The sequence below is a fragment of the Actinosynnema sp. ALI-1.44 genome (assembly GCF_001984155.1).
In the GTDB taxonomy this organism is placed as follows: domain Bacteria; phylum Actinomycetota; class Actinomycetes; order Mycobacteriales; family Pseudonocardiaceae; genus Kibdelosporangium.
The window spans coordinates 175,332-198,711 of sequence record NZ_MTQO01000038.1 but is presented as its reverse complement, the minus strand read 5'-3'; the positions used below and the strand labels follow the sequence as shown (position 1 = coordinate 198,711).

Here is a 23,380-nt window from a genome sequence, read left to right as displayed (position 1 = left end):
GCATCCCCTGAACCTGGTCGTGAGTGTTTGTCAGGGTTGGAACCCCGACAAACACTCACGAGGCTTCAGCTGCGGGTCTCCATCTTGAGCCGGAGCTTCAGCCCGGCCTTGATGGCGGCCAGAACGGGCTTCCACTCCGGCCCCTGGTGCCGGTCGGCCAGGTACCGGTAAGCGCTGGCGTGGTGCGCGGCGAGCATCTTCGCCGACGCCTTGGACGTGGAGTGCCCGCCGATGTGGGTGACTTCGGCCGTGGGCACGTAGACGTTCTGCCACCCGGCCTTGCCGAGGCGGTCGCCGAGGTCGACGTCCTCGAAGTACATGAAGTAGCGCGGGTCGAACCCGTCCACCGAGTCGAACGCCTCCCGGCGCAGCAGTTGGCACGATCCGGACAGCCACCCTGCGGTGCGTTCACGAACCTCGGTGTCGGACTGCCGGTACGCCTTGGTCCACGGGTTGTCCCGCCACACGCGTCCGACGATCGCGTGGCCCACGCCCTTGCCCAGCGATGGCAGCAGCCGCGCGGACGGGTAGATCTCGCCGTTGGTCTCGCGGATCAGGGGGCCGAACGCGCCACCGCGCGGCCAGCGGGACGCCGCCTTGAGCAGTTCGTCGATGGAGCCGGGGGCCCATTCGATGTCGGGGTTGGCCACGATGATCCAGCCGAACTCGTCACCGAACTCGGCCGCGCCGCGGTTGGCCGCTGTGCCGTACCCGAGGTTCTCGCCGGTGTTCAGCAGGCGCACGCCGTCGCGTTGCGCCGCTTTCTCCGGGGCGCCGTCGGTCGACCCGTTGTCGGCCATGACCACCTGGATCGGGCGCTCGGTCGCTGTGGCCAGGGTGTCGAGGAAACGTTCGATCGTCTCGCCCGGCGAGTAGGTGACGGTGACCACCGCCAGCTCGTCGCCATAACGTTTCGGTTCGGTCACGGCCGTGGATTCTGTCACAGTCACAATCCGCGTCTGTGGATGGCCATCGCCCGGCTGTAGACGGCCCGGTGCTGCGCCGCGGACTGGGCCCATGTGAACTCCTTCGACCGCAGTTGCGCCGCCGACGACAGCGTGGACCGCCGTGCTGGGTCGTCGAGGAGCTCGGCCAGCGCTGCCCCGATGTCGCCCGCGCCGACACCGCAGTACGCGACCGCGTCGCCGCCGACCTCGGGCAACGACAGCCTGCTTGTGGTCAGTACGCACGCACCGCAGGCCATGGCCTCGAGCACCGGCAGTCCGAACCCCTCGCCGAGGCTGGGGTACGCGACCAGTTCCGCGCCGCCGAGGAATCCGGACAGCTGCGAGAACGGCAGGTAACCCGCGCGGATCACGCGCAGCCGGTGCGGCAATGCGTCCAGCGCGCGCTCGACCTGTCCGTCCCAGCCTGGTTGGCCTGCGAGGACGAGCGCGGGCGGGTTGGCGCGGCCTTCACACGCCTTGGCGAAGCCACGGATCAGCGCGGGAACGTTCTTGCGTGGCTCCAACGCGCCGAGGAACGCCACGTACGGCATGCGTGGCAGGCCGATGGTGGCTCGCGCGGCGTCGATCTCTTCGGGGGTTGGCTGGTGGAAGCGGTCCACGTCGACGCCGTGCCGTACGACCTCCATCGATCGCGGGTTGGCACGGGCGACCCTGATCAGCTCGGCGGCGGTCGCGTCGCTGGGGACGACGCACAGCGTGGCGCGGTTGAGGGCCACGCGGGTCCAACCGCGGAAGAACCGTGCTTTGACCGACGAGTGCAGCACCGCGTCGGTGAAGAAAGTGGCGTCGTGCAGCGTGACGACCGAGGCCGCCGAGTTGGCCAGCGGTGTCGTGTAGTGCGGCGAGTGCAGCACGTCCGCGCCCAGCCGCCGGACCAGCCCCGGCAGGGTCGTCTGTTCCCACGCCAGCCGCGCTGTCCTGGTCTCGATCGATTCGCGCGTGGTCACGATGCGTGAGTTCGGGGCGAGCGCCGAGTACAGCTCCGCGTCCCTGAGCTGGCAGGCCACTGAGATCCGTGCGCCGTCGCCGTCCAATGCGGACACCAGCGAATCGACGTAGCGGCCGACCCCGCCGCGGTCCGCTGGAACGGCCGTGGCGTCGATCAACACGGAGGGTTCAGGACTGACCACGCATGCAGACTACGTCCCCACGAAAGGGCGTATGGGCCGAACCGGGTAACTCACACTGGCCCGCGATGCGCAGCGTTATGAAGCTCGACATGGAGTCGCCACAGCGAGTCGGCGGCCTTGGCCCACGTGAACCTGGCCGCACGGGCCTTGGCCGCACGCACGAGCCCAGCCGTGTGCTCGGGGAAGTCGATCACGTTGTGCAACGCGTCAGCCAGCGCCGTGGGGTCGTTGCGCCTGGCCACGACACCTGTGCCGCCTGCCACTTCGACCAGTGCCGGGGCGTCGGAGTGCACGACGGGCACACCGGTGGCCATGGCCTCGAGCACGGGCAGCCCGAATCCCTCCGCCATGCTGGGCGCGGCCAGCACGGACGCCCGTTGCAGCACGACCGCGAGCTCCCTGTCGGTCAGCTTGCCGAGCAGGTGCAGCCGTCCCGGCGGCAGTCCGCTCTCGGCGGCGATCCCGGCCAGGTCGACCCCGCCCCACCCGGGCGGCCCGGCGACCACCAGCGGCAGGTCCGGAGCCACCGGCCTGGCCATGGCTTCCACCAGGACATCCAGGCCTTTGCGTGGCTCGACCGTGCCGACCGCGAGCACATACCGCTCAGGCAGCCGCAGGCGCTCCACGATGCGTTCGGCAACGTCCGGCGCGGGAAGACGCGTGAGCACGTCCGGCACGCCATGCCCGACGACGTGCACGCGCGCGGGACCCGGTGCGTAACTGGCCAGTTCGGAGGCGACGGCCGCGGTTGGCACGACGATGGCCGACGCCAGCCGGGTCGCGCGCCTGATCATCGCCTGGTGCCAGGCGGCGCCGCGACGGGTGAGCGTCTCGGGGTGCGTGAACGGCACGGTGTCGTGGATGGTCACGACAAGGCTGCGGCCTCGGCGTGGCGCGGGTGGCGCGAACGGCGTGGGCGCGTGGACGGCGTCGCCGCCTGGCCACAGCCGCACCCCGCGTTCCCAGGCCAAGGTCAACGCCCGGCGCGGCAACGGCATCATCCGCGAGCCGCTGATCCCGGAGACCATCGCGGCGGCGGGGTTCTTGTGCTTCGCCGTGACACCGACGACCGTCCAGCCCGACGGCACCTGTTTGACCATGGCGTGCAGCAGTTCGCTGGTGTACCGGCCGGTTCCACCGGGGACCGGGGCCAGCAGTTGTTCGGTCAGCACGACCAGTTCGGGCATCGCGTCAGCCTATGTGGTCGCGGGTAGGGTTGCTGCCCGTGCGGACAACCGTGGTGGTCGTGACCTGGCGCGGCCGTGCGCACATCGAGGCGTGTCTGGACGCGCTGGCCAAGCAAGACCGTCCACATCGGATCCTGGTGGTGGACAACGCCTCCGACGACGGCTCCGGCGAGCTGGCACGTGACCACCCCACCAGCCCCGAGGTCCTCCGGTTGCCGCGCAACACCGGCTACGCGGGCGGGATCCAGGCCGCGTTGGACGTGTGCGGCACGCCGTACATGGCGTGGCTCAACGACGACGCTATGCCCCTCCCCGGCTGGCTGAGCGCTCTGGAGGACGCGCTGGACGCCGACCCGCGAGTCGCGGCGGCCAGCGCGAAGCTGCTCACGAGCACGGGCGAGGTCCAGTCGGTCGGTGTCGGGCTGACCCGTGACGGCCACGGCATCGACCTGACCGAGGGGCCGATCTTCGGTTTCTGCGGCGGTGCGGCGCTGACCCGTGTCGACGCACTGCGCGCGATCGGTGGCGTGCCGGTGGAGTTCTTTTGTTATTACGAGGACACCGACACGTCGTGGCGGCTGCGCCGCGCGGGCTGGCGGATCGTGTCGGTCCCGGCCGCCGAGGTCGTGCACCTGCACGGCGCCACGGCCCATCCCGGCTCGGTCGACTTCCACCGGTGGAACGAACGCAACCGCCTGCTGACGCTGCTGCGCAACGCACCGCTTCGGATCGCCGTCCGCGAGTTGGCCAGGTTCGCCGTGATCACGGCGTTGATCCCGCTGAAACGCGAGGTCCCGGACGCCGCGAACTTCGAAGTGGGCCTACGCCTACGCGTCCTCCGCGAAGTGCTCCGCAGGGGTGCAACGAAGGCCACATTGGTTGCCAAAAGTGCAACGAAGGCCACATTGGTTGCACAAGTCAGCGGGAGTTGGGTGGGGAGATGGTCAGGTGGACGCAGTCCCACTTGAGCCAGTTCGCGTTGGTCGCGGCGAAGAACCTGACCATCGTCGTGCTCGCGGGGGCGATTGTCGGGCCCAGGTCGAACCGGCCGAGCTTGTTGTCCGTGTCGATGTCGTGGTCGGCCTGGACGGATCGTTCGGCCACCTGCGTGCCGTCCTTGTCGTAGAAGCGCAACCCGATCGGTTGGTTCTGCGACACGTCGTGCGTTCCCGCCCCCACGACGAGGTGATATGTCCCATTGGGGATGACTGTCGGAATTGTCTCGTATGCCGTGCTCACTCGGCCTGCCGGAGTCGAGATCGTCGCGTTGTGCTCACCGGAGACCGGGTTGGATTTGTCCACGGACAACCGGGGATGCTCGGCGGCCGGTGTTCCCGGCGGCACGGACCACGTGGGTTCGAACGTGTAACCAGCGGGTTGGCCGTTGGCCGCGATCTCTTCCACGCTCGGGTTCGGCGCGAATCCGCCCGCGCAGGTCGGCTGCTCGTCGGCGGCGGCCGGACCGGGCGGGACTACGAGCAGTACAGCTGTGATCACGCGGGCCAACACCGCCGCAGGCTAACCACTGCGCGGCCGCCACGCACGATGAGGCAGTCTTAAGGGGTACGTGAGAGATCCAGGAGGTGTCGTGCCCGACGACTCGCTGCTACCGATCGTGTCGGTGGTCGTGGTCAACTACCGCGGCGCGGAAGACACGATCACGTGCCTGCGCGCGCTGGCCGACGACCTGGCGTACCCGGCCGACCGGCTCCAGGTGATCTGCGTGGACAACGCCTCCGGGGACGGCAGCGTCGAGCGGATCAAGGCCAACGCCCCCGGCGTCGAGCTGGTCGAGTCCAAGACCAACCTCGGCTTCGCGGGCGGCTGCAACCTGGGCGTTCAGCACGCCGACGGCAGCGTGGTCGCTTTCCTGAACAACGACGCCCGGCCGCACGCGGACTGGGTCGACGCCGCGGTCAAGGTGCTGATGACCGAGCCGACGGTGGCGGCCGTGGCCAGCAAGGTGCTCGACTGGGACGGCAAGCGGATCGACTTCGTCGAAGGCGGCCTGACCTGGTTCGGCATGGGCTACAAAACCCATCAGGGTGAGCTCGACGACGGCCGGTTCGACACTCCGCGTGACGTCCTGTTCGGCACGGGGTCGGCGCTGTTCGTCCGTGCGTCGACGTTCAAGCGGCTCGGCGGGTTCGACGAGCGGTTCTTCATGTTCTACGAGGACGTGGACCTGGGCTGGCGGCTGAACCTGCGCGGCTGGCGGGTGCGCTACGAGCCGAAGTCGGTCGCCTACCACCGGCACCACCGTTCGATGTCCACGTTGGACAACTCACGCGAGACCTACCTGCTGGAGCGCAACGCGCTGGCGGCGTTGTACAAGAACGTGTCGGACGAAGCGCTCGGCAAGGTGCTCCCGGCCGCGCTGGCGCTGTCGGTCCGCCGGGCGACCGCGCGCGGCAACATCGACCCGACCCAGCTGGAGATCACCAACCGGCCCGCGACCGGCCCGGACCTGACGGATCCGATCGAGATCCCGCGTGTCTCGGCCGCCGCGATGCTCGCGATCGACCGGTTCGTCGAGATGATCCCGTCGCTCAAGGAGTCCCGCGCGGTCGAGCAGGCCGCCAGGGTGCGCTCGGACGCCGACCTGTTGCCGTTGATGCACAGCGCGCTCGAACCCGCCTGTCCGGAGCAGGCGTATCTGGAGGCGCACCAGAAACTCGTCGCGGCCATGGGCCTGGACGAGTTGTACACGCTGCGCCGCAACGTCCTGATCGTCACGTCCGACGCGATCACCGAGCGGATGGCCGGGCCCGCGATCCGGGCGTGGAACATGGCGGACGTGCTCGGCGGTGAGCACGACGTCCGGCTGGTCACGATGAACGCGCACTCCAGCCCGCCGCCCGCGCCGTTCGACGTGCGCTACGAGGCGCCGACGGACATGGGCCAGCACGTCGACTGGGCGCACATCGTGATCCTTCAGGGTCACGTGCTCGAGCAGGTTCCGCAGCTGAAAACCAGCAGCAAGATCGTGGTCTGTGATATCTACGACCCGATGCACCTCGAACAGCTGGAACAGGGCAAGGACCTGACCGACTCGCGCCGCGCGCACGTGGTCGAGGTGGTCACCGAGGTGCTGAGCAACCAGTTGCTGCGCGGGGACTTCTTCCTGTGCGCGTCGGAACGGCAGCGGCACTTCTGGCTCGGGCACCTCGGCGCGATCGGCCGTCTGTCGCCCACGCTGTACGACAGCGACCCGTCCGTGCGCTCGCTGCTCGCGGTCGCGCCGTTCGGCCTGTCGGCGAAGCCGCCGCAGCGCACAGGTCCAGGCCCGCGCGACCGTCTCGGCAAGATCGGGCAGGACGACAAGCTCGTCATCTGGGCGGGTGGGATCTACAACTGGTTCGACCCGCTGACGCTGTTGCACGCGATCGACCGGATGCGGGGCACGCACCCGGACGTGAAGCTGTTGTTCCTGGGGATGAAGCACCCGAACCCGGACGTCGGCGAGATGGACATGGCCACCAGGGCCCGCGCCTTGGCCACACGTCTCGACCTCGGCGACAACGTGGTCTTCAACGAGACGTGGGTGCCGTTCGAGGAGCGCCAGAACTGGCTGCTGGACGCCGACTGCGGCGTGACCACGCACTACGAGCACGTCGAGACCACGTTCGCGTTCCGCACCCGCGTCCTGGACTACCTGTGGTCGGGGCTGCCGATCGTGACCACGACCGGTGACGCGTTCGCGGACCTGATCGAGCGGGAGAACCTCGGCGTGGTCGTCCCGGCTGAGGACCCGCAGGCGCTGGCCGACGCGTTGGAAAAGGTCCTGTACGACAAGGAGTTCGCGCGGGCATGCAGCGGACGCATCGAAGCCGTCCGTGACCGGTACACGTGGGAGACGGCGTTGGCGCCGTTGGTGGAGTTCTGCCGTGACCCACGGCCAGCGGCGGACCGGCTGCCCGGCGCGGGACCGATGGTCGGCACGAAGCCGCTCGGCGCGGTCGCCTCGGTCCGGCGTGACGTGGCGTTGATGAAGGAATATCTGAACGCGGGCGGGCCGCGTGAGCTCGCCAGGCGAGCCGGGGGACGCCTCCGGCGGGTGTTGGGACAAGGGAGGTAGCGCACGTTGGCAAAGGGCAGGTTGCGAGTGTTGTTGGACGGGACCCCGTTGTTGGGGGCCCGGACCGGAGTGGGCAGGTACACCGCTGCCCTGGCCGAGGAACTCGCCTCCATGCCCGAAGTCGATATGCGCGCGGTGGCCTTTACGTTGCGCGGCTGGCGACAGCTGCGCCGCGTGTTGCCACACGGTGCCCGTGCGCGCGGTATGCCCGTGTCGGCGCGCTTGTTGCGTAAGTGCTGGCTACGTGCGCCGTTGCCGCCGATCGAGGTGTTCGCCGGGTTCACGGATGTCATGCACGGCACGAACTTCGTGCTGCCGCCGTCGCTGCGGGCCGCCGGTGTGCTGACCATTCATGACCTGGCCTTCCTCGACGCGCCGGACGAGCTGGCGCCGAGTGACCGTGAACTGCCCGAGCTGGTGAAGCGTTCCGCGCACAGGGCGGCGATGGTGTGCACGCCGAGCCAGGCTGTGGCGAATGTGGTGATGGAACGCCTTGGTGTGCCGGAAGAGCGGGTCGCGGTGACGCCGTTGGGCGTGGACCCGGCGTGGTTCACCGCGCGGCCTCCGGGTGACCATGTGCGCAAACGCCTTGGTCTGCCTGAGGAGTACCTGCTGTTCGTGGGCGCGGCCGGGCCACGCAAACGTCTCGACTGGCTGCTGAAGGCCCACGACGCCGCGCCGGATCTGCCGCCGCTCGTGTTGGCTGGGCCGGGCCATACGGCCGTGTCAGAGCGGGTTCGGCCACTCGGCTACCTGGCCGACGTGGACTTGCGGACGGTGGTGGCCGGGGCTTCCGCGCTCGTGCTGCCGTCGCGTGACGAGGGTTTCGGGCTGCCAGTGCTGGAGGCGATGGCCTCTGATGTGCCGGTGATCTGCACAGATGTGCCTGCGTTGCGCGAGGTCGCGGGCGGGCACGCGACGCTTGTGCCGTTCGGGGACCTGGAAGCTTTGCGGGTCGCGTTGAGCGCCGCGCTGCAGGAGCCTCCGACGCCCGCGACCTTGACCGCTCGTCGTACGCACGCGGCGGAGTTCACTTGGCGGCGTTGCGCGGAGACGACGATCGCTGCGTATCGCCGCGCGATGTGGTGATCACTGGGTCTTGATGATGGACAGCAGGCTGGTCACGTCCACGACCAACTCTGAACCATCAGGAACCTTGCTGTCCCGAATCGCGGCCAGATCGCTCCTGACCTCCACACAGTTGCCGCCGGTGCCACTGAAGCTCGACTTGCGCCACTCCATGCTCACACCTCCTTAAGGATCATCCGCAGTCTAGTCTGACTTTCTGCGGTGGAAAGGGCGATGTGGTCCAGCCTCGCAAGCGATGCCACGTAGGGTTCTGCCTGCTCATCGTGCAAATAGACGCCGCCTCCCGCTATCTCGACGTTCACTACAGGTGTGGTGTGCGGGAACGTCATGTAGAGCCATGAGTGGCTGATCAGTGCGACTGGTAGGTGTTCCGGAACGACCCTGATCGGAATTCCGCGCTCGCGCGCCTGCAGGAGGTGCCCGATCTGCGCGCGATGTGCCTCATGAGAACCAAACCGCGTCCGCAGTGCGGTCTCGCTGATATAGGCCGTGTAGTCCACAGTGCCGAGGATCTTCTGTCGCCTGCGTCTGGCCAAGCAGTACAGCTTGGCGACATCTGTTGAAAGGCCGTCGGAGCGACACAATGCCGTGGTGTAGTCCTCGATCTGGAGCAGTCCCGGCACCAATGACACTGACCAGTCGGTGAGGCTGATGGCATCGGCTTCATAGCTGGCGATAGTGCCCATCTCCGCTGGAATTCCGGGCAGCGGGCGGTCCCACCATCCTGATGCGTTCTCGGCCCTCGCCTCCTTGATGATCTCCTCACGCTCGGCCGCCGGAATCCGGTAGGCGGTAAGGATCATCGCCACCTCTTCCGTGCTGATATGCCGCTTGCCGTTCTCGATTCTCGACATCGTCGCCAAGCCCCACCCCAGCACGTCCGCCGCTTGTTGAAGGCGGTAAGTCGTGCGTTCAAGGCGGATCGCTCGCAGGCGGGCGCCGATGATCCGGTCCCGAGGTCTGGGTGGCTGCCGCTTGTTCGGCATCGCGCTCCTTTCCCACCTATGAAAAGTCAAGCGCCTGAGGGAAAGCAAGTCTACTGTCCTAAACAGAATCAAGAAGTCGCCACACCGACAGGAGACACGATGGAGTTGACCGCACGTCAGATGTCGAAGCGGTGGCCGAACATCCGGCCATGGCTACGCGTGAATCCTACGACAGAAGCAATCGACGACGAGTTCCAGCAGTGGTTCTTCACCCGTGGGCGGGCGAAGCTGCCATCCAAGGAAGTCGCGGAAGGCTACGACGAGTGGGCCGACTTCTACGAATTCCGACTGGCGCAACGCGCGGAGGAATTGGCAGCGGACGACCACAAACGAGGTCTCGTCGAGGAGTGGACCGAAGAGATTGCGTACAGCGCCCGCCGGTGCGCGGCGGAGGCGCGCGGCGAAGACCCAGGAGAGTGGGTCCCGCAGCAGCAACGACGGCCAGACCTGCACCAGGCCAGGGAAGCACGGATCGCGCGTTTGATGGCCGACCTGGAGACGCGGTCCTGACTGCGGTGCTAAGTTCATCCGATGGACGCCGGTGGCGACAAGGGCAGATTCGAGTTCGTCAAATCCGAAGTGCGCACGCTGTTACAGAACTACAAAGGGCGGCGTAAGCGCGACAAGCGCAAGGCGTTCAGCCTGCAGATGGCCACGGTGACGCTGTCGGCGACAATCAGCATCCTGTTGGGACTGCGAAACTTCACCGCGTTCGAGGCGTGGTTCGCGAACATCGCACTCGGCCTGGGCGCCCTGATCACCGTGCTCGCGGCGGCGGACGCGTTCTACTCGCACCGGGAACTGTGGATCCTGCGTACCAGGACGGTCCGCGAGCTCGAATCCCTCTCCCGCGAACTGGCGTACTACGAAAGCAGCCTCGGCGCGAACGAACCGGACCGAGCCGAAGTCGACAAGTTCTTCGCCAAGCTCAACGAAGTAGTGGCAAAGGACAGCGAGGACTGGGGCCGACTGCGCAACCCGGCCATCCCGGGCCAGTGAAACAGACCGCGGTAGTGCTCACCGCCCTCGAAGTCGAGTTCACCGCAGTCGCCAACCACCTGACCGGCGCGCGATGGCAGGAGCACCACAGCGGTACCCGCTTCTACGTGGGCGACTACCACGACTGGTCGATCGCCCTCATCGAGATCGGCAGGGGCAACGAGGAAGCCGCTCATTCGACAGAGCGCGCACTGGAGTACTTCCGGCCCTCGATTGCGATGTTCGTGGGTGTCGCGGGCGGGGTCAAGGACGTTGCCCGCGGCGATGTCGTGTTCGGCAACGAAGTCCACGGATACGACTACGGCAAGGAAACCGGCGGCGTGTTCCTGCCCCGTGGGCAGGTCGCCGTTTCGTCGTTCAAGCTGGTCGCAGCCGCTCGACAACTCCGGCACGAGTTGCGGGACGAGATCGACTACTCGGTCGTCATCGAGCCGATCGCGGCCGGTGGGAAGATCAGCGCCGACGACGAAGCGGCAACAGCCAAGCTGATCAAGGACCACTACAGCCAGGTCGTCGCCGTCGAGACAGAAGGCCTCGGGTTTCTGAAGGCCGGATACGCGCGTTCCGATGTCGCAACCGGAGTGGTCCGCGGCATCAGTGACATGCGAGTCGGCAAGTCGCAATCGGATGCGGACGGCTGGCAGGACACGGCCGCCCGCAACGCCGCTCACTTCACGTTGCGCCTGCTGGACCTCATGCACACGGCGGAGCCAGCGTCGATCGACACTGTCGGCGAACACATGCTGGCCGCCTGGCTGCGCCTGCGGGGCTGGCCCGACGACCCGACCAGCAACATCACGGACAGACTCAGCCGCCGCAGAACCCAGCGGCTTCTGGACGAACTGCAGGACCTCCTTGTCGAGCGACTGCAGCCGTTGGCGCCGAACGCCACCGCCTGCCAGGCCGCCGTCACCGGTCTGCTGGAGTTCACCCGCGATCCGCCGCACAAGGTCGACATCGGCACGGTCAGCAGCCGACTGTCGCCGGAAGGATCGCTTGACCAGTTCGTTTCCGACGTCTCCGCGTTGCTGGTCGAAGCCTACCTGGCCCTGCCCGAACTGAAGCCGGACATGGCGACGGGGTTGCACGACCGGGCGGCCGAGCTGCGCAAACGCCTCGAACAAGCGCTCGTGAGCATGCCGAACCGAGTCACGAGGACCGGCGAGGGCGTGGCCGAGTCGACCTATCGGACGGACTACCTGCGCGCGGTGGGCCACCAGCTGGACACGTTGCAGATCCTCGGCATCGACCTGGTCAGGGCGGTCGAACGGTACTCCTTGACCACAGCGTATGTGTCACTGGCGGCAGGTTCGGATCACGACGTGGCCAACGTGCTGGCCACTTCCCAACGGCTGCTACTCGTCGGCGAAGCAGGATCAGGCAAAACCACGCTCCTGCAATGGATCGCGGTGACGCTCGCCCGCGACCAACTGCCCCCGCAGCTGACCCACTGGGCCAACAAAGTCCCGTTGCTGGTGCGACTGCGCCGGTACGTGCACGAACCGCTGCCTGACGCCGACGACTTCGCGACCGAGGTCGCCACCACGCTGGCCAGCCGCAAGCCGGCGCACTGGTGCTCGAACATCCTGGTCAGCGGTGAGGCAATCGTGCTGATCGACGGGTTGGACGAACTGCCCGCCACACGGCGCCCCGCCGTTCAGGCATGGCTCGACGACCTGATGGCCGCCTGTCCGGACAACACCTACGTCATCACCAGCCGCCCCGCGGCGTTACGGGACAACAGCTTCAAACTCGCCGCGTTCGACGCGGCAAGCCTCTTGCCGATGGGCCCACCCCAGATCACGGCATTCGTCCGGCACTGGCACGAGTCAACAGGGCGGAACCTGCCCGCAGAGGAGCTGGATGATCATCGGGCCAAAGGCGCCCTGCTGGGCAAGCACATCCTGACCACTCCCGCATTGCTCGATCTGGCCAGGACGCCGTTGCTGTGCGCCGTGTTGTGCGCGCTGGCTTACGCCCGCAAGGGTGTGGGCAGCCTGCCAAGGCGTCGAGTCGAACTGTACAAGGCAGCCCTGGACATGCTCACCGGGCGACGGGACTCCGAACGCCGGATCACCGCGTCGCCCCTCGACTCGACCGAGCGAATGGCGTTGCTGGAGAGCCTGGCCCAATGGTTGATCCGCAACGGCGAGTCCGAAATCCCGAAGGACAAGGCCCTCCGGCACATCGAACGAACGCTCCGCGCGCTACGGCTGTCCATCTCAGCCGAAGACGCGCTACGAGATCTCATCGAGCGGTCGGTCCTGCGCGAACCAGCCACCGACGTGTTGGATTTCGCCCACCGGACGTTCGAGGAGTACCTCGCCGCTCGCTGGATGAACGACCAAGGCGACATCGGTGCGTTGCTCGACAAGGCAGGCGATCCGGCGTTCAACGAAGTGATCGTGCTGGCTGCCGGGCTGGCCCGGCCGAAGGAAGCCGAAGAGCTGATCAACAAGTTGATCGACAAGTCGAAGCGGTCGGACAACGCGCTGTACGCACTGGCGGCCAACTGCGTCGACACGTGTCTGAGGGTGGAGCCGGAGACCGTCAGCAGGCTCCAGCAGTACTACGCCACACTCGTTCCCCCAGCCAACAGCGACGACGTGTTGCTCCTCACTACCGGCGGTGACCTGTCGGTCGTGCTCCTCGAACGATTCCTGAGCGAATCGAACGCCGCCACCAAGGTGGTCGGAATGGAGCGTTCGGTCAGGACACTGGGCCGGATCGGATCACCGGAAGCGCTCAGAGTCCTTGAGGAACTCCCTGACGGACTGCGCAAACGCCTGGTCCAGGTGCTGGCAGAGACGTGGTCACACTTCCAACCGGGCGAGTACGCGCAACGAGTCCTCCGTCCACTCGGGACTCAGGTGGCGGTGACGTTGTACGACACCACCCGAGTTCCGTTCACGCGGCTCCTGCCGCCCGACTACCTCGTCCGGCTTGCCCTGGACGACTTCACATGGGCGCCGAACGAGACAGTGCACTTCGGCAACGCTCGACTGCACTACGCCGAGCTCGACCTGACTTTGACGGAGCAGGGCCTCGCCTCGTTGGCGGAGGTCGAGGGAATCACAGGCATCAGCGTAGGCGTCGTTCTGGAGGAAGGGCTCCCGCAGTTCGAGGCGCAACCGACGCTGACGGCGCTCGCACTCAGGATCGGTTCCGACCAGTTCGACGAACTGGACTGTCGCATCTTCCTGGCATTCCCGAACTTGACCGAGTTGCAACTCAACGCCTATGAGATGAGACTGGTCAACCTCAATGCGTTGAGCCGGCTGAAGAACCTGCGACTGCTCGAACTGCGCGGTCAGTTGGAGCTGACAGATGTTCAGCTGGAACTGCCCGAGCTGCGCACGCTGACGCTTTCCGAATGGACGAACGAGAATTTCACCGCACTGGCGGGCTGCCCCGCCATCGAGTTCCTCCGGATCACCGGCAGCGACGACATCGTCAGCCTCGACGGGCTGAACGAACTGGTCCAACTGCGCAGTATCAATCTCGCCGGTAGCACTTCGTTGACGGACGTCACCGGGCTCAGCGGGCTGCAGTTCATCGAAGACGTGGACCTGACCGGCTGCACCGGACTGGACAACCACGCTCACTACGTCATCGACGAACTGCCCGCCGGAGTGGAAGTCGAACTGTCCGGATCCCGTCTCGACTTCGATTTCAGCAACGTCGAACTCCAGACGAGGACCACCGACACGGTCGATCTTTGGGCGGACACCGCGCACATCCTCCAACCGGCTGACCTCGAGGAAGCGATCGACGACTTCTTCATCCGCTCAGTCGTCGGCTCACACGTCGAAGCCGACGACTACCACAATGGATGGCTGGTCGGCTCGCTCAAGGACATCGAGTACCCCTCGTCCGAAGAGGCGATGGCCAACCAGGTCACCCCCGAGCAGGGCTGACGAACCCCGAGAAAGCCTCGCTCAACGCCTCCCGCCACGGCCGCAAAGGCGTCAACCCGGCATCAACCCAAGCCGCCGGGGACAACACCGAATTGGCCGGACGCGGAGCGGGACGAGGAAAATCCGCCGTAGTACAAGGCTTCACACGCTCAGGATCCGCCCCCAGCTCCTCGAAAATCGCCCGAGCAAACCCGTACCACGTAGTCTCGCCACCCCCAGTGCAGTGCAACACACGCGACTTCGGCCCATCACCCGAAACGATCCGATCGGCGAGCTCAAGCAAACCCGTTGCCAGGTCAGCACTCCACGTCGGCGACCCGCGCTGATCATCCACAACGGACAGCGAATCCCGCTCACCCTCAAGGCGCAGGATCGACTTCACGAAGTTCACGCTGCCGGATGCACCGTAAACCCAAGCCGTGCGGACAACCCAAGCCTCGGCACCGGAGCGCAGCACCGAGGACTCACCGGCCAGTTTCGTGATGCCGTAGACGGACTGCGGGCCTACCGGATCGTCCACTTCATACGGTTCGGCCTTGTCGCCGGGGAACACGTAATCCGTCGACACCTGGATCAAAGGCACCTGGCGTGACGCGCACACCGCCGCGAGCAGGCGCGGTCCATCGGCATTCACCGAGTACGCGCCGTTCCGATCCGTCTCCGCCGCGTCGACCGCGGTGTACGCGGCCGCGTTGATCACTACCGGCGGCAAGTCGCCCGCGGCCGCCAGCAACGCATCGATGGCTCGGACCACGTCGCCTGCCTGGGTCACGTCCAGGTCGCGGGAGCCCGGGTTGTGCACCACCGAGCCTTGCGGTGCTTGGGCTACGAGGTCGTGGCCGAGCTGTCCGTTTCCGCCGGGGACCAGCAGTGCCAGTGCCGTCATCGGGCTGTGGCCAACGCCGCGCGCTTCTTCAGCGGCTCCCACCACGCGCGGTTGTCGCGGTACCACTCCACCGTCCCCCGCAGGCCTTCGTCGAACGGCACCTGCGGCTGGTAGCCGAGTTCCGTGCTGATCTTGGTGATGTCCACCGAGTAGCGGCGGTCGTGGCCTTTCCTGTCCTCCACCGGCTGGACCATCGAGAAGTCCGCGCCCACCGCCGCGAGCAGCAGCTCGGTCAGCTCGCGGTTGGTCAGTTCCGTGCCCCCGCCGATGTTGTAGACCTCTCCCGGCCTGCCGTTCGCCGCGACCAGCTGGATCCCCCGGCAGTGGTCGTCCACGTGCAGCCAGTCGCGGACGTTCATGCCGTCGCCGTAAAGCGGCACTTTGTGCCCGTCCAGCAGATTCGAGACGAACAGCGGGATGACTTTCTCGGGGAACTGGTACGGCCCGTAATTGTTCGAACACCGGGTGATGCACACCGGCAGCCCGTACGTCCGGTGGAACGAGCGCGCGATCAGATCCGACGAGGCTTTCGACGCCGAGTAAGGCGAATTCGGCAACAGAGGGTGATCCTCCGGCCACGAGCCCTCGGCGATCGAGCCGTACACCTCGTCGGTCGAAACGTGCACAAACTTGCCAACCGACGCGTCCAGCGCCGCCTGCAGCAGGTACTGCGTGCCGAGCACGTTGGTCAGCACGAAGTCCGCCGCCGACTCGATGGACCGGTCCACATGCGACTCCGCCGCGAAGTGGACGACCAGGTCCGTGCCCTTCATCAGCCCGCTGACCAGCCCGGCGTCGCAGATGTCACCGCGCACGAACTCCAGCCTCGGTGAATCGGCCACCGGGTCGAGATTCGCCCGGTTGCCCGCGTAGGTCAACTTGTCCAGCACCACGACCTCGGCGCCGGCGAGCTCGGGATACGCGCCGCCGAGAACCTGCCGGACATAGTGCGAGCCGATGAAACCCGCACCCCCGGTGACCAGTACCCGCATTCGCTCGCCTCCAAAGAACGTGATGTCGGCCGCAAGTCTGACACGTCCACTCAACCATCCACCCCCGTAAGGCGTATTAGAGGTACGCCGGAGGCGCAGCGGAAGATATCGGTTTACCAGTAATGTAGGTCCGACGGGGATTCGAACACGGGAGGGACACTTGGGGAGCGGCGCGCGTCTGGCGCTGTATCTGTCCCGGTGCACAGTGGCACTGGTGTCTGTCGCCGTGCTCGGTGCGTCCGGGATCGTATACGCCAAGTTCAACGACGTTAACGACGGCGTGGTCACCACCGACGTGTTCGAGCCCGAGGTGCAGAAGGCGGGCGTGAAGCCGCTGGACGGTGCCGTCGACATCCTGCTCGTGGGCATGGACAGCCGGGAGGACAACTTCGGCAACCCGTTGCCCAAGGAAGTCCTGCAGATGCTGCACGGCGGCGTCAGCGACGGCGAGCGCAACACCGACACGATGATCCTCGTGCACATCCCGGTGGACGGCCGCCGCGCGGTGGCCATCTCGTTCCCGCGCGACGCGTGGGTCGAGCTGTCCGGCGGGTTCGGCAAGCACAAGCTCAACTCGGCGTTCGTGTACCAGTTCAACAACACGATGAAGTCGCAGGCGAACGTGCCGCGCAAGCAGGCGGTGGACGAGGCCAAGAAGCAGGGCCGCAAGAACCTGATCGCCACGATCGAGACCCTGATCGGCAAGTCGGTCACCATCGACCGCTACGCCGAGGTCAACCTGCTCAGCTTCTACGAGATCACCAAGGCGATCGGCGGCGTCGAGGTCTGCCTGAACAACCCGGTCGACGAGACGAAGTACTCCGGCGCCCAGTTCCCCGCGGGCAAGCAGACCATCGAGGGCGCGGCCGCGTTGTCGTTCGTGCGCCAACGCCACGAGCTGCCCAACGGCGACCTCGACCGGATCGTGCGCCAGCAGGTGTTCATCGGCGCGCTCGCGCACAAGGTGTTGTCCACCGGCGTGCTGACCGACTTAGGCAAGCTGAACGCGCTGGTCGACGCGATCAAGAAGTCCGTCGTACTCAGCTCGGGCTGGGACGTCACCACGTTCGCCCAGCAGATGCAGGGCCTGTCCAGCGGCGCGATCGACTTCCACACCATCCCCACGCTCGGCCCGGCCAAGATCGGCGGCGCCGACGTGATCAAAGTCGACCCCCAGCAGGTCAACCAGTTCATCACCGGGCTGACGAAGGACGAGCGCAAGCCCCAGCCGCCTTCGTCAGACAAGCCATCGGCCACGTCGACCCCGACGACGACCCCGCCAGGCACGGACACCAAGGTCACCGTCGATGTGCGCAACGCATCGAGTGAGAAGGGCCTCGCCGTCGCCGTGCAGAACATCCTCGTCGGCAAGGGGTTCCTGGCGGGCACGGCCAGTGACGCGACCCGCCAGCGCACGTCAACGCTGTTCTTCCGCCCGGGCGAGGAGAGCAGCGCCCAGCGCGTCAGCACCGAACTCGGTGGCCAGTTCAAGCTGACCCCGGACACGGCGCTGAAGAAGGGCCAGGTCCGCGCGGTGCTCGGGGACGACTACCCGGTCGCGCTCGGCCGGACCCTCGCGGGCCAGACCGGCCAGCCACCCGCGGCGCAGGGCAGCCCGGCGAAGCCGTCCACCCAGCCGGGCTCGCCGTCCGGGCAGCCGTCGTCTACCGCATCGACCATCAACGCCGATGGGGTGACCTGCGTAAATTAGGCGGCACCTCTCGTTACCCTTCATGGGGTTGGAGGGGTGGGAGGAGAGACTTCGGTGAGTGACGAAGCGATTTCGCACGAGCCGGATCGGAAGTCGAAAGGGCGCGTGGCACGCGTCGCGTGGATGACCGGCCGGGTTCTGGTGGCGTTGGCGTCAGCCGCCTCACTGGTGGCAGCGGGGATGGCGAGGGACACCGTCCAGAATGTGCGGGAGAACGTCCCCACATCGGACGTCTTCACCGAGGAGGTCGAGCGGACCGCGCCGCCCGCGGACGACGGCGCCGAGGACTACTTGGTCATCGGCAGTGACTCGCGCAACGACGCCAAGGGCAACCCGTTGCCCGACAAGGTGTTGCGGCTGTTGCGGACCGAGGCGAGCGACGGCCTGAACACCGACACGATCATCCTGCTGCGCATCCCCAAGGACGGCAGCAAGGGCTACGCGATCTCCTTCCCGCGCGACACGTACGTGACGATCCCGGGCTACCAGGACGACAAGATCAACGCCGCGTACGGCGTGATCAAGTACCGGACCGCGCAGAAGCTGCGCGCCGAGGGCAAGACGGACCGCGCGGAGATCGAGCGGCTGTCGGACACAGCAGGGCGGTCCGCGCTGACCCAGGTCATCCACGATCTGACGGGTGTGCGCGTCGACCACTTCGCCGAGGTGAACCTGTACGGGTTCTACCTGCTCACCGAGGCCATCGGCGGTGTGAAGGTCTGCCTGAACCACGCGACGAGCGACCCGAACTCCGGCGCGAACTTCCGCAGGGGCGTGCAGAAGGTCTCCGGCGGCTCGGCGCTGTCGTTCGTGCGGCAGCGCGACGGCCTGCCCCGTGGCGACCTGGACCGGATCGTGCGCCAGCAGGCGTTCCTCGGGTCCGCGATGCAGCAGTTGCTCAGCGCGGGCACCTTGACCGACCCGGCGAAAATGACGGCGTTGACCGACGCGGCGTCCAAGTCGGTCGTGGTGTCCCCCGGTCTGGACATTCTGCAACTGGCCCGCCACCTCGGGGCGATGTCCTCGGGCGCGGTCGAGTTCGTGACGATCCCCGTCGTCGCGGTCGGCGCGCGCAACGAACGCGGCCAGAGCATCATCAAGGTGGACGTGCCGCAGGTCAGGCAGTTCGTGGCCCAGTTGCTCGGCAGGCAGGCACCGTCCCGCTTCGCCGGGGCGCAACGGCCGTTGGTCCTCAACAGCCAGCAGCAACCGACCATAATAGACGGTGTGAGGTGCGTCGACTGATGTCAGTCACAGAAGCGTTGTTCCGGCCGCTGCTCGCCGGTGACCGATCCCGCCCGTTGATCACGCACTACGACGACGCGGCGGGCACACGTGTCGAGCTTTCCGTTGCGACACTGGCGAACTGGGCGGCCAAGACGGCGAACTGGCTGAGCGAGGAGTTCGACGTCGAACCGGGCACACCGGTCATGGTCGACCTGCCCGCGCACTGGCAGACCGCGGGCGTGCTGCTCGGCGCATGGTGGTGCGGCGCGCACATCACGGCGTCCGCACCGGAAGTAGCACTGACCACAGTGGACGGTGTGCCACCGTCCGGCGCGGCGTGGGCCGTGGTGTCGCTGGACCCGATGGGCATGGGCCTGCGCGGCTCGCCGCCCGACGGGGCGGTGGACTACATCTCGGAGTCCCGGATGTTCGGCGACGACTTCTTCCCGTCGCAGGACGTTCCCGGCTCGACGCCCGCACTCGGCACGTTGACGGTCGCCGAAGTCGTCGCGTCGGCACGGGAGAAGGCCGTCACCGGCCGGGTGCTGTCCACATTGGAGTGGACGGTACCCGACGGGGTGGTCTCCGGGTTGCTCTCGGTGCTCGCCGGGGGCGGTTCGCTCGTCCAGGTCTCCAACCCCAGCACGGCGGACGCCCACCTCGAATCGGAACGGGCCACACCGATCACCGCGTCCTGAAGGTCATCTCGCCGAGGCTGGACCTGAGCCGCAGCCCGGTTCCGGTGATCTCAACGTCGGGGAAGCTCTTGAGCAGCTGGGCGAACTTGTCCTCCTGCTCGGAGATCGCGGGCTCGCACGCCTTGCGCGTCTTGCCGAGCTGCTGCACGACGAGCTTGCCGCCCGCGACGACCGCCGAACCGGTCATGTCGTTGCAGCCGACGGTGGCGGTCACGCCGCCATCGGCGAACTTCAGCTGGGTCTTGCCGTCCGCGGCGACGAACTGCTTGCCACCAAGGCCGTCGTCGGTCGACCCGGCCTTGAGCTGGAGACCCTTGCCCGACGGTTTCGTGAGGATGAGCGACTCGTCGTCGATGCGGTAGGTCATCTCGCCGTCCAGCAACGGCAGGATCTCGTCGGCCTGCGGGCAGCCGACCGCGGTCGTGGTCACCTCGCTGAACGTGATCTTCTCGGGCGTCGCCTGGTAGCGGCCGCCGAGCACGTTGCACTGGTTCCCGGCCGACACAGTGCCTTCCTTGAACGTGACCCACGCGGGCGCCTGCAGCGTCGTGGCCGTGTTCCCGTCGACAACGGTCTCGGCGACCCACGTCGGGCCTTCCAGGTCCGCGGGCTGCTTCGTGGCTAGCTGGATCTCGGTCTGCCCGGACTTCAGGGTCAGGGTGGTCCCGTCGTAGCGCCACTCGGGTTTGCTGCCGAGCAGGCCGCTCAGCCACGTGTCCTGCTCGTGGCGCGCCTTGTCGCACCCCATGTCGGTGACCGCGAGGCCGTCGGTGGACAGCCGCGAGTTGCTCGTGTTCACCGGACCGGACATGTGGTTGCACCCGGCGCGAGCCCGGATTTCACCCTGTGGGGTGAACTCGAGCTTGATCCGCGTCCCGTCCACCAGCTGCCGGGGTTTGCCGTTCTCCGTCACCGACTTCGACAGGAAGACCTGGCCGCTGATGTCGCTACCCGGTGCGTTGCCGCCGGGAGCGGCCGTGGAGCCACAGCCGGCGGCAAGCACTCCCAATGCTCCGACAATCACAACACGCCTCATGTGCACAGGACGTAACCACCGGACTACCGGGTTGCACGGTCATGGGTCCAGGCGTTCCCGCAGTTCCCGTTTGAGGATCTTGCCCGCGGCCGACACGGGGATCCGGTCGACGACGATCACCTCGCGAAGCCGCTTGTAGGGCACGACCTGGTCGTTGACCGCGGCCGGCACGTCGTCGGCACGCACGTCCGGCCTGCTCGGCACGATGAAAGCCACCGGGAACGGCAGGCAGTTCGGCATCAGCAGAGCCACCCGGTCACCCGGCTGACGTGTGGGGGCCAAGTAAGGCTCATTCGAAGAATGGAACTCAAGTGCGTGCCACGACACAAGCTCGAAGCAGTGAACGAGGGCTAACATCGGATCGTTGTTACTGGTCGGTCGGAAGGCGGAGCACGGTGAACGCGGGCGTATACCAACTGTCAGAGGAGCACGAGGCCGTGCGCGAGGCAGTTCGCGCGCTGTCGGAGAAGGAGATCGCGCCCTACGCCGCCGACTGCGACGAGAACGAGCGATACCCCTCGGAAGCCCGTGACGCGCTCGTGCGCTCCGGCTTCAACGCGCCGCACATCGGCGAGGCGTACGACGGCCAGGGCGCCGACGCGGTCGCCACGTGCATCGTGATCGAGGAGGTGGCGCGGGTGTGCGCGTCCTCGTCGCTGATCCCGGCGGTCAACAAACTCGGCTCGATGCCGATCATCCTGGCCGGCTCGGAAGAGCTGAAGAAGCAGGTGCTGCCGTCGCTCGCGTCCGGCCAGACGTCGATCTCGTACGCGCTGTCGGAGCGTGAGGCAGGCTCGGACACGGCGGCCATGAAGACCCGCGCACGCCAGGAAGGCGACACCTGGGTGCTCAACGGCACCAAGTGCTGGATCACCAACGCGGGTGAATCGACCTGGTACACGGTGATGGCCGTGACCAACCCCGACGCGCCGAAGCCGTCACAGGGCATCTCGGCCTTCGTCGTGCACGCCGACGACCCGGGCTTCTCCGTGGGGCCGAAGGAGCGCAAGCACGGCATCAAGGGCTCGCCGACCAGGGAGATCTACTTCGAGAACTGCGTGATCCCTGGCGACCGCATCATCGGCGAACCGGGAACCGGTCTCAAGACAGCACTGCGCACCCTCGACCACACCCGGCCCACGATCGGCGCACAGGCAGTCGGCATCGCCCAGGGCGCGATCGACGCGGCGATCGCGTACGTGAAGGACCGCAAGCAGTTCGGCAAGGCCATCGCGGACTTCCAGGGCGTGCAGTTCATGCTCGCGGAGATGGCCATGAAGACCGAGGCGGCCCGTCACATGGTGTACGTGGCAGCGGCCAAGGCCGAGCGCGGTGACGCGGACACCGGCTTCGTTGCCGCGGCGGCGAAGTGCTTCGCCTCCGACGTCGCCATGGCCGTGACGACCGATGCCGTTCAGCTCTTCGGCGGCGCGGGGTACACGCGGGACTTCCCGGTCGAACGGATGATGCGCGACGCCAAGATCACCCAGATCTACGAGGGCACCAACCAGATCCAGCGTCAGGTGATGGCCCGTTCCCTGCTCAGGGGCTGATAGCTTGGTGCCGGTGTTTTCGCGGGCGTAGGCCCGCGAAAACACCCGCGAAGGTTGGACTCAGCCTATTCCGACGGCTTTCAGCAGGGCGAGCAGTGCGTCGACGAGACTGCCGAGAATACTGGTTCGTTGATCCATGGATTTCTCCTGTTCGGATGAACAACACGCCGGGCGGGGTGGCCCGATTCAGCCGATCCCGATGGCGTGCAGAAGCGCGGACAAGGCGGTGACCAGCTGACCGATGATGCTCATGAATTCCTCCGTACGGGTTGCCGGTTCACACTGTGGAGGTAATTCCAGCGTCTCTTCGTTGCGGTCTGATTAACCTCATTTTCAGATAGATTAATCTGACGGTTGTTGAATTTCCGGCGCCTGGAGAGGAAATTCAGCACCAAGCGAAATCGCGCGATTCCACCCCTGTCGGTGAACTGGTGTCGCTTGATCGGGTAGTGACGGCGCGCCGCGCGCGGGTGACCGGCACTGTGGAGGTGTCAGGTCCGCCGCCGAAAGGATCCGCTCCGATGCGCGTACGCTCCGTCCTGCTCGCTGTCAGCAGTGCTTTCGCCTTGTCCCTCGCGATTCCCGCCACCGCGTCAGCCGCCGACGGCGAGTTCACCTACCGCTACTACGACGAGGACGGGGACCTCCAGGAGGGTTCGCTGATCGATCCGCCGAGCGGCGAGTGCATCGAAATCCCGGAGGTCGCGGACCTGGAGGACGTGCACGCGTTCCGTCCGCGCAACAACACCAACTCACGTGCCGTCGTGTTCAAAGACAGCGAGTGCCAAGGAGACACCTTCTCACTTCGACCCGACGGCGGACACGGCTCGGACAAGCTCCTGCTGCGCTCGGTGCGCTTCAGCTGACACCCTTGGCAACCAATGTGGCCTTCGTTGCACGAAACGCAACGAAGGCCACATTGG

20 protein-coding genes and 1 pseudogene are annotated in these 23,380 nt (G+C 66.7%); 11 read left to right on the top strand and 10 right to left on the bottom strand.

Annotation, left to right across the window (positions count from 1 at the left end; translation table 11 throughout):
• Window positions 1-65: 65 nt before the first annotated feature.
• The 3 genes from ALI144C_RS12645 to ALI144C_RS12635 form a co-directional block, all read right to left on the bottom strand.
• A complete protein-coding gene (locus ALI144C_RS12645; RefSeq protein ID WP_076987324.1) occupies window positions 66-926 on the bottom strand; it encodes a glycosyltransferase family 2 protein in 861 nt (286 codons plus the stop codon).
• A gap of 20 nt (window positions 927-946) precedes the next feature.
• Window positions 947-2,077: a glycosyltransferase family 4 protein gene (locus ALI144C_RS12640; RefSeq protein WP_076987266.1), complete on the bottom strand. Its 1,131-nt coding sequence runs from the start codon at window positions 2,075-2,077 to the stop codon at window positions 947-949.
• A 71-nt stretch (window positions 2,078-2,148) separates the two neighbouring features.
• Window positions 2,149-3,285 carry a glycosyltransferase family 4 protein gene (locus ALI144C_RS12635; RefSeq protein WP_076987265.1) on the bottom strand — a complete coding sequence of 379 codons (1,137 nt, stop codon included), beginning with the start codon at window positions 3,283-3,285 and terminating at the stop codon, window positions 2,149-2,151.
• Window positions 3,286-3,296: 11 nt separating this feature from the next.
• Between ALI144C_RS12635 and ALI144C_RS12630 the strand changes: the two genes are divergently transcribed.
• Entirely contained in the window at window positions 3,297-4,253 is a 957-nt protein-coding gene (locus tag ALI144C_RS12630) for a glycosyltransferase family 2 protein (RefSeq protein WP_076987264.1), read from the top strand.
• Here the strand turns inward: ALI144C_RS12630 and ALI144C_RS12625 are convergent.
• On the bottom strand, window positions 4,204-4,782 hold the full coding sequence (locus tag ALI144C_RS12625) for a DUF7850 domain-containing protein (protein WP_143230609.1): 579 nt from the start codon (window positions 4,780-4,782) through the stop codon (window positions 4,204-4,206). The genes ALI144C_RS12630 and ALI144C_RS12625 overlap by 50 nt on opposite strands.
• A gap of 91 nt (window positions 4,783-4,873) precedes the next feature.
• On the opposite strand from ALI144C_RS12625, the gene ALI144C_RS12620 reads away from it, so the two are divergent.
• Together ALI144C_RS12620 and ALI144C_RS12615 are read left to right on the top strand one after the other, a co-directional pair.
• Complete coding sequence (locus ALI144C_RS12620) at window positions 4,874-7,363, top strand: glycosyltransferase (protein WP_237774112.1); 2,490 nt, start codon at window positions 4,874-4,876, stop codon at window positions 7,361-7,363.
• Between the two features lie 6 nt (window positions 7,364-7,369).
• On the top strand, window positions 7,370-8,452 hold the full coding sequence (locus tag ALI144C_RS12615; protein ID WP_076987262.1) for a glycosyltransferase family 4 protein: 1,083 nt from the start codon (window positions 7,370-7,372) through the stop codon (window positions 8,450-8,452).
• Here ALI144C_RS12615 and ALI144C_RS12610 read toward each other — a convergent pair whose 3' ends face one another.
• Together ALI144C_RS12610 and ALI144C_RS12605 are read right to left on the bottom strand one after the other, a co-directional pair.
• Window positions 8,453-8,605 (bottom strand): DUF397 domain-containing protein, encoded by a 153-nt coding sequence (locus tag ALI144C_RS12610; protein WP_076987261.1) that lies wholly within the window; start codon window positions 8,603-8,605, stop codon window positions 8,453-8,455.
• A gap of 2 nt (window positions 8,606-8,607) precedes the next feature.
• Window positions 8,608-9,438: a helix-turn-helix domain-containing protein gene (locus tag ALI144C_RS12605; RefSeq protein ID WP_076987260.1), complete on the bottom strand. Its 831-nt coding sequence runs from the start codon at window positions 9,436-9,438 to the stop codon at window positions 8,608-8,610.
• A gap of 99 nt (window positions 9,439-9,537) precedes the next feature.
• On the opposite strand from ALI144C_RS12605, the gene ALI144C_RS12600 reads away from it, so the two are divergent.
• The 3 genes from ALI144C_RS12600 to ALI144C_RS12590 are packed head-to-tail and all read left to right on the top strand — an operon-like array spanning window position 9,538 to window position 14,354.
• Window positions 9,538-9,948: a hypothetical protein gene (locus tag ALI144C_RS12600; RefSeq protein WP_076987259.1), complete on the top strand. Its 411-nt coding sequence runs from the start codon at window positions 9,538-9,540 to the stop codon at window positions 9,946-9,948.
• A 21-nt stretch (window positions 9,949-9,969) separates the two neighbouring features.
• The gene (locus tag ALI144C_RS12595; RefSeq protein WP_076987258.1) at window positions 9,970-10,437 is read left to right on the top strand and encodes an SLATT domain-containing protein; all 468 of its coding nucleotides are present in this window, start codon (window positions 9,970-9,972) and stop codon (window positions 10,435-10,437) included.
• Window positions 10,434-14,354, top strand: coding sequence for a phosphorylase family protein (locus ALI144C_RS12590; protein WP_076987257.1), 3,921 nt, complete (start codon window positions 10,434-10,436; stop codon window positions 14,352-14,354). Before ALI144C_RS12595 ends, ALI144C_RS12590 begins: the two co-directional genes overlap by 4 nt.
• Here ALI144C_RS12590 and rfbD read toward each other — a convergent pair.
• Window positions 14,335-15,240, bottom strand: coding sequence for a dTDP-4-dehydrorhamnose reductase (rfbD, locus tag ALI144C_RS12585; protein ID WP_076987256.1), 906 nt, complete (start codon window positions 15,238-15,240; stop codon window positions 14,335-14,337). The two genes, ALI144C_RS12590 and rfbD, sit on opposite strands and share 20 nt — an antisense overlap.
• Window positions 15,237-16,232 carry a dTDP-glucose 4,6-dehydratase gene (gene rfbB / locus ALI144C_RS12580; protein WP_076987255.1) on the bottom strand — a complete coding sequence of 332 codons (996 nt, stop codon included), beginning with the start codon at window positions 16,230-16,232 and terminating at the stop codon, window positions 15,237-15,239. The genes rfbD and rfbB overlap by 4 nt, the downstream gene beginning before the upstream one ends.
• A gap of 214 nt (window positions 16,233-16,446) precedes the next feature.
• Here rfbB and ALI144C_RS12575 point away from each other — a divergent pair, with 214 nt between their 5' ends.
• From ALI144C_RS12575 to ALI144C_RS12565, 3 genes are read left to right on the top strand one after another with little or no spacing between them, the layout of a single operon-like run.
• Complete coding sequence (locus ALI144C_RS12575) at window positions 16,447-17,943, top strand: LCP family protein (RefSeq protein WP_237774111.1); 1,497 nt, start codon at window positions 16,447-16,449, stop codon at window positions 17,941-17,943.
• 54 nt (window positions 17,944-17,997) lie between these two features.
• Window positions 17,998-19,188 carry an LCP family protein gene (locus tag ALI144C_RS12570; RefSeq protein WP_237774110.1) on the top strand — a complete coding sequence of 397 codons (1,191 nt, stop codon included), beginning with the start codon at window positions 17,998-18,000 and terminating at the stop codon, window positions 19,186-19,188.
• Entirely contained in the window at window positions 19,188-19,868 is a 681-nt protein-coding gene (locus ALI144C_RS12565; protein WP_076987253.1) for a TIGR03089 family protein, read from the top strand. The genes ALI144C_RS12570 and ALI144C_RS12565 overlap by 1 nt, the downstream gene beginning before the upstream one ends.
• On the opposite strand, the gene ALI144C_RS12560 is transcribed toward ALI144C_RS12565, so the two are convergent.
• Window positions 19,855-20,904: an META domain-containing protein gene (locus ALI144C_RS12560; protein ID WP_083752974.1), complete on the bottom strand. Its 1,050-nt coding sequence runs from the start codon at window positions 20,902-20,904 to the stop codon at window positions 19,855-19,857. The two genes, ALI144C_RS12565 and ALI144C_RS12560, sit on opposite strands and share 14 nt — an antisense overlap.
• 39 nt (window positions 20,905-20,943) lie before the next feature.
• Window positions 20,944-21,123, bottom strand: a pseudogene (locus tag ALI144C_RS57380) (AMP-binding enzyme); the annotation flags it as partial.
• A gap of 176 nt (window positions 21,124-21,299) precedes the next feature.
• On the opposite strand from ALI144C_RS57380, the gene ALI144C_RS12550 reads away from it, so the two are divergent.
• Together ALI144C_RS12550 and ALI144C_RS12545 are read left to right on the top strand one after the other, a co-directional pair.
• Window positions 21,300-22,457, top strand: a complete 1,158-nt coding sequence (locus ALI144C_RS12550; RefSeq protein WP_076987250.1) for an acyl-CoA dehydrogenase family protein — start codon at window positions 21,300-21,302, stop codon at window positions 22,455-22,457.
• A 521-nt stretch (window positions 22,458-22,978) separates the two neighbouring features.
• Complete coding sequence (locus tag ALI144C_RS12545; protein ID WP_076987249.1) at window positions 22,979-23,323, top strand: hypothetical protein; 345 nt, start codon at window positions 22,979-22,981, stop codon at window positions 23,321-23,323.
• The last annotated feature ends 57 nt before the right edge of the window (window positions 23,324-23,380 follow it).

What these genes read in the sequence shown, in the direction of transcription:
- ALI144C_RS12635 (WP_076987265.1), bottom strand. Translation starts at nt 3,285, where the DNA reads ATGCCCGAACTGGTCGTGCTGACCGAACAACTGCTGGCCCCGGTCCCC.
- ALI144C_RS12630 (WP_076987264.1), top strand. Translation starts at nt 3,297, where the DNA reads ATGTGGTCGCGGGTAGGGTTGCTGCCCGTGCGGACAACCGTGGTGGTC.
- ALI144C_RS12610 (WP_076987261.1), bottom strand. Translation starts at nt 8,605, where the DNA reads ATGGAGTGGCGCAAGTCGAGCTTCAGTGGCACCGGCGGCAACTGTGTG.
- ALI144C_RS12605 (WP_076987260.1), bottom strand. Translation starts at nt 9,438, where the DNA reads ATGCCGAACAAGCGGCAGCCACCCAGACCTCGGGACCGGATCATCGGC.
- ALI144C_RS12600 (WP_076987259.1), top strand. Translation starts at nt 9,538, where the DNA reads ATGGAGTTGACCGCACGTCAGATGTCGAAGCGGTGGCCGAACATCCGG.
- ALI144C_RS12595 (WP_076987258.1), top strand. Translation starts at nt 9,970, where the DNA reads ATGGACGCCGGTGGCGACAAGGGCAGATTCGAGTTCGTCAAATCCGAA.
- rfbD (WP_076987256.1), bottom strand. Translation starts at nt 15,240, where the DNA reads ATGACGGCACTGGCACTGCTGGTCCCCGGCGGAAACGGACAGCTCGGC.
- rfbB (WP_076987255.1), bottom strand. Translation starts at nt 16,232, where the DNA reads ATGCGGGTACTGGTCACCGGGGGTGCGGGTTTCATCGGCTCGCACTAT.
- ALI144C_RS12565 (WP_076987253.1), top strand. Translation starts at nt 19,188, where the DNA reads ATGTCAGTCACAGAAGCGTTGTTCCGGCCGCTGCTCGCCGGTGACCGA.
- ALI144C_RS12560 (WP_083752974.1), bottom strand. Translation starts at nt 20,904, where the DNA reads ATGAGGCGTGTTGTGATTGTCGGAGCATTGGGAGTGCTTGCCGCCGGC.
- ALI144C_RS12545 (WP_076987249.1), top strand. Translation starts at nt 22,979, where the DNA reads ATGCGCGTACGCTCCGTCCTGCTCGCTGTCAGCAGTGCTTTCGCCTTG.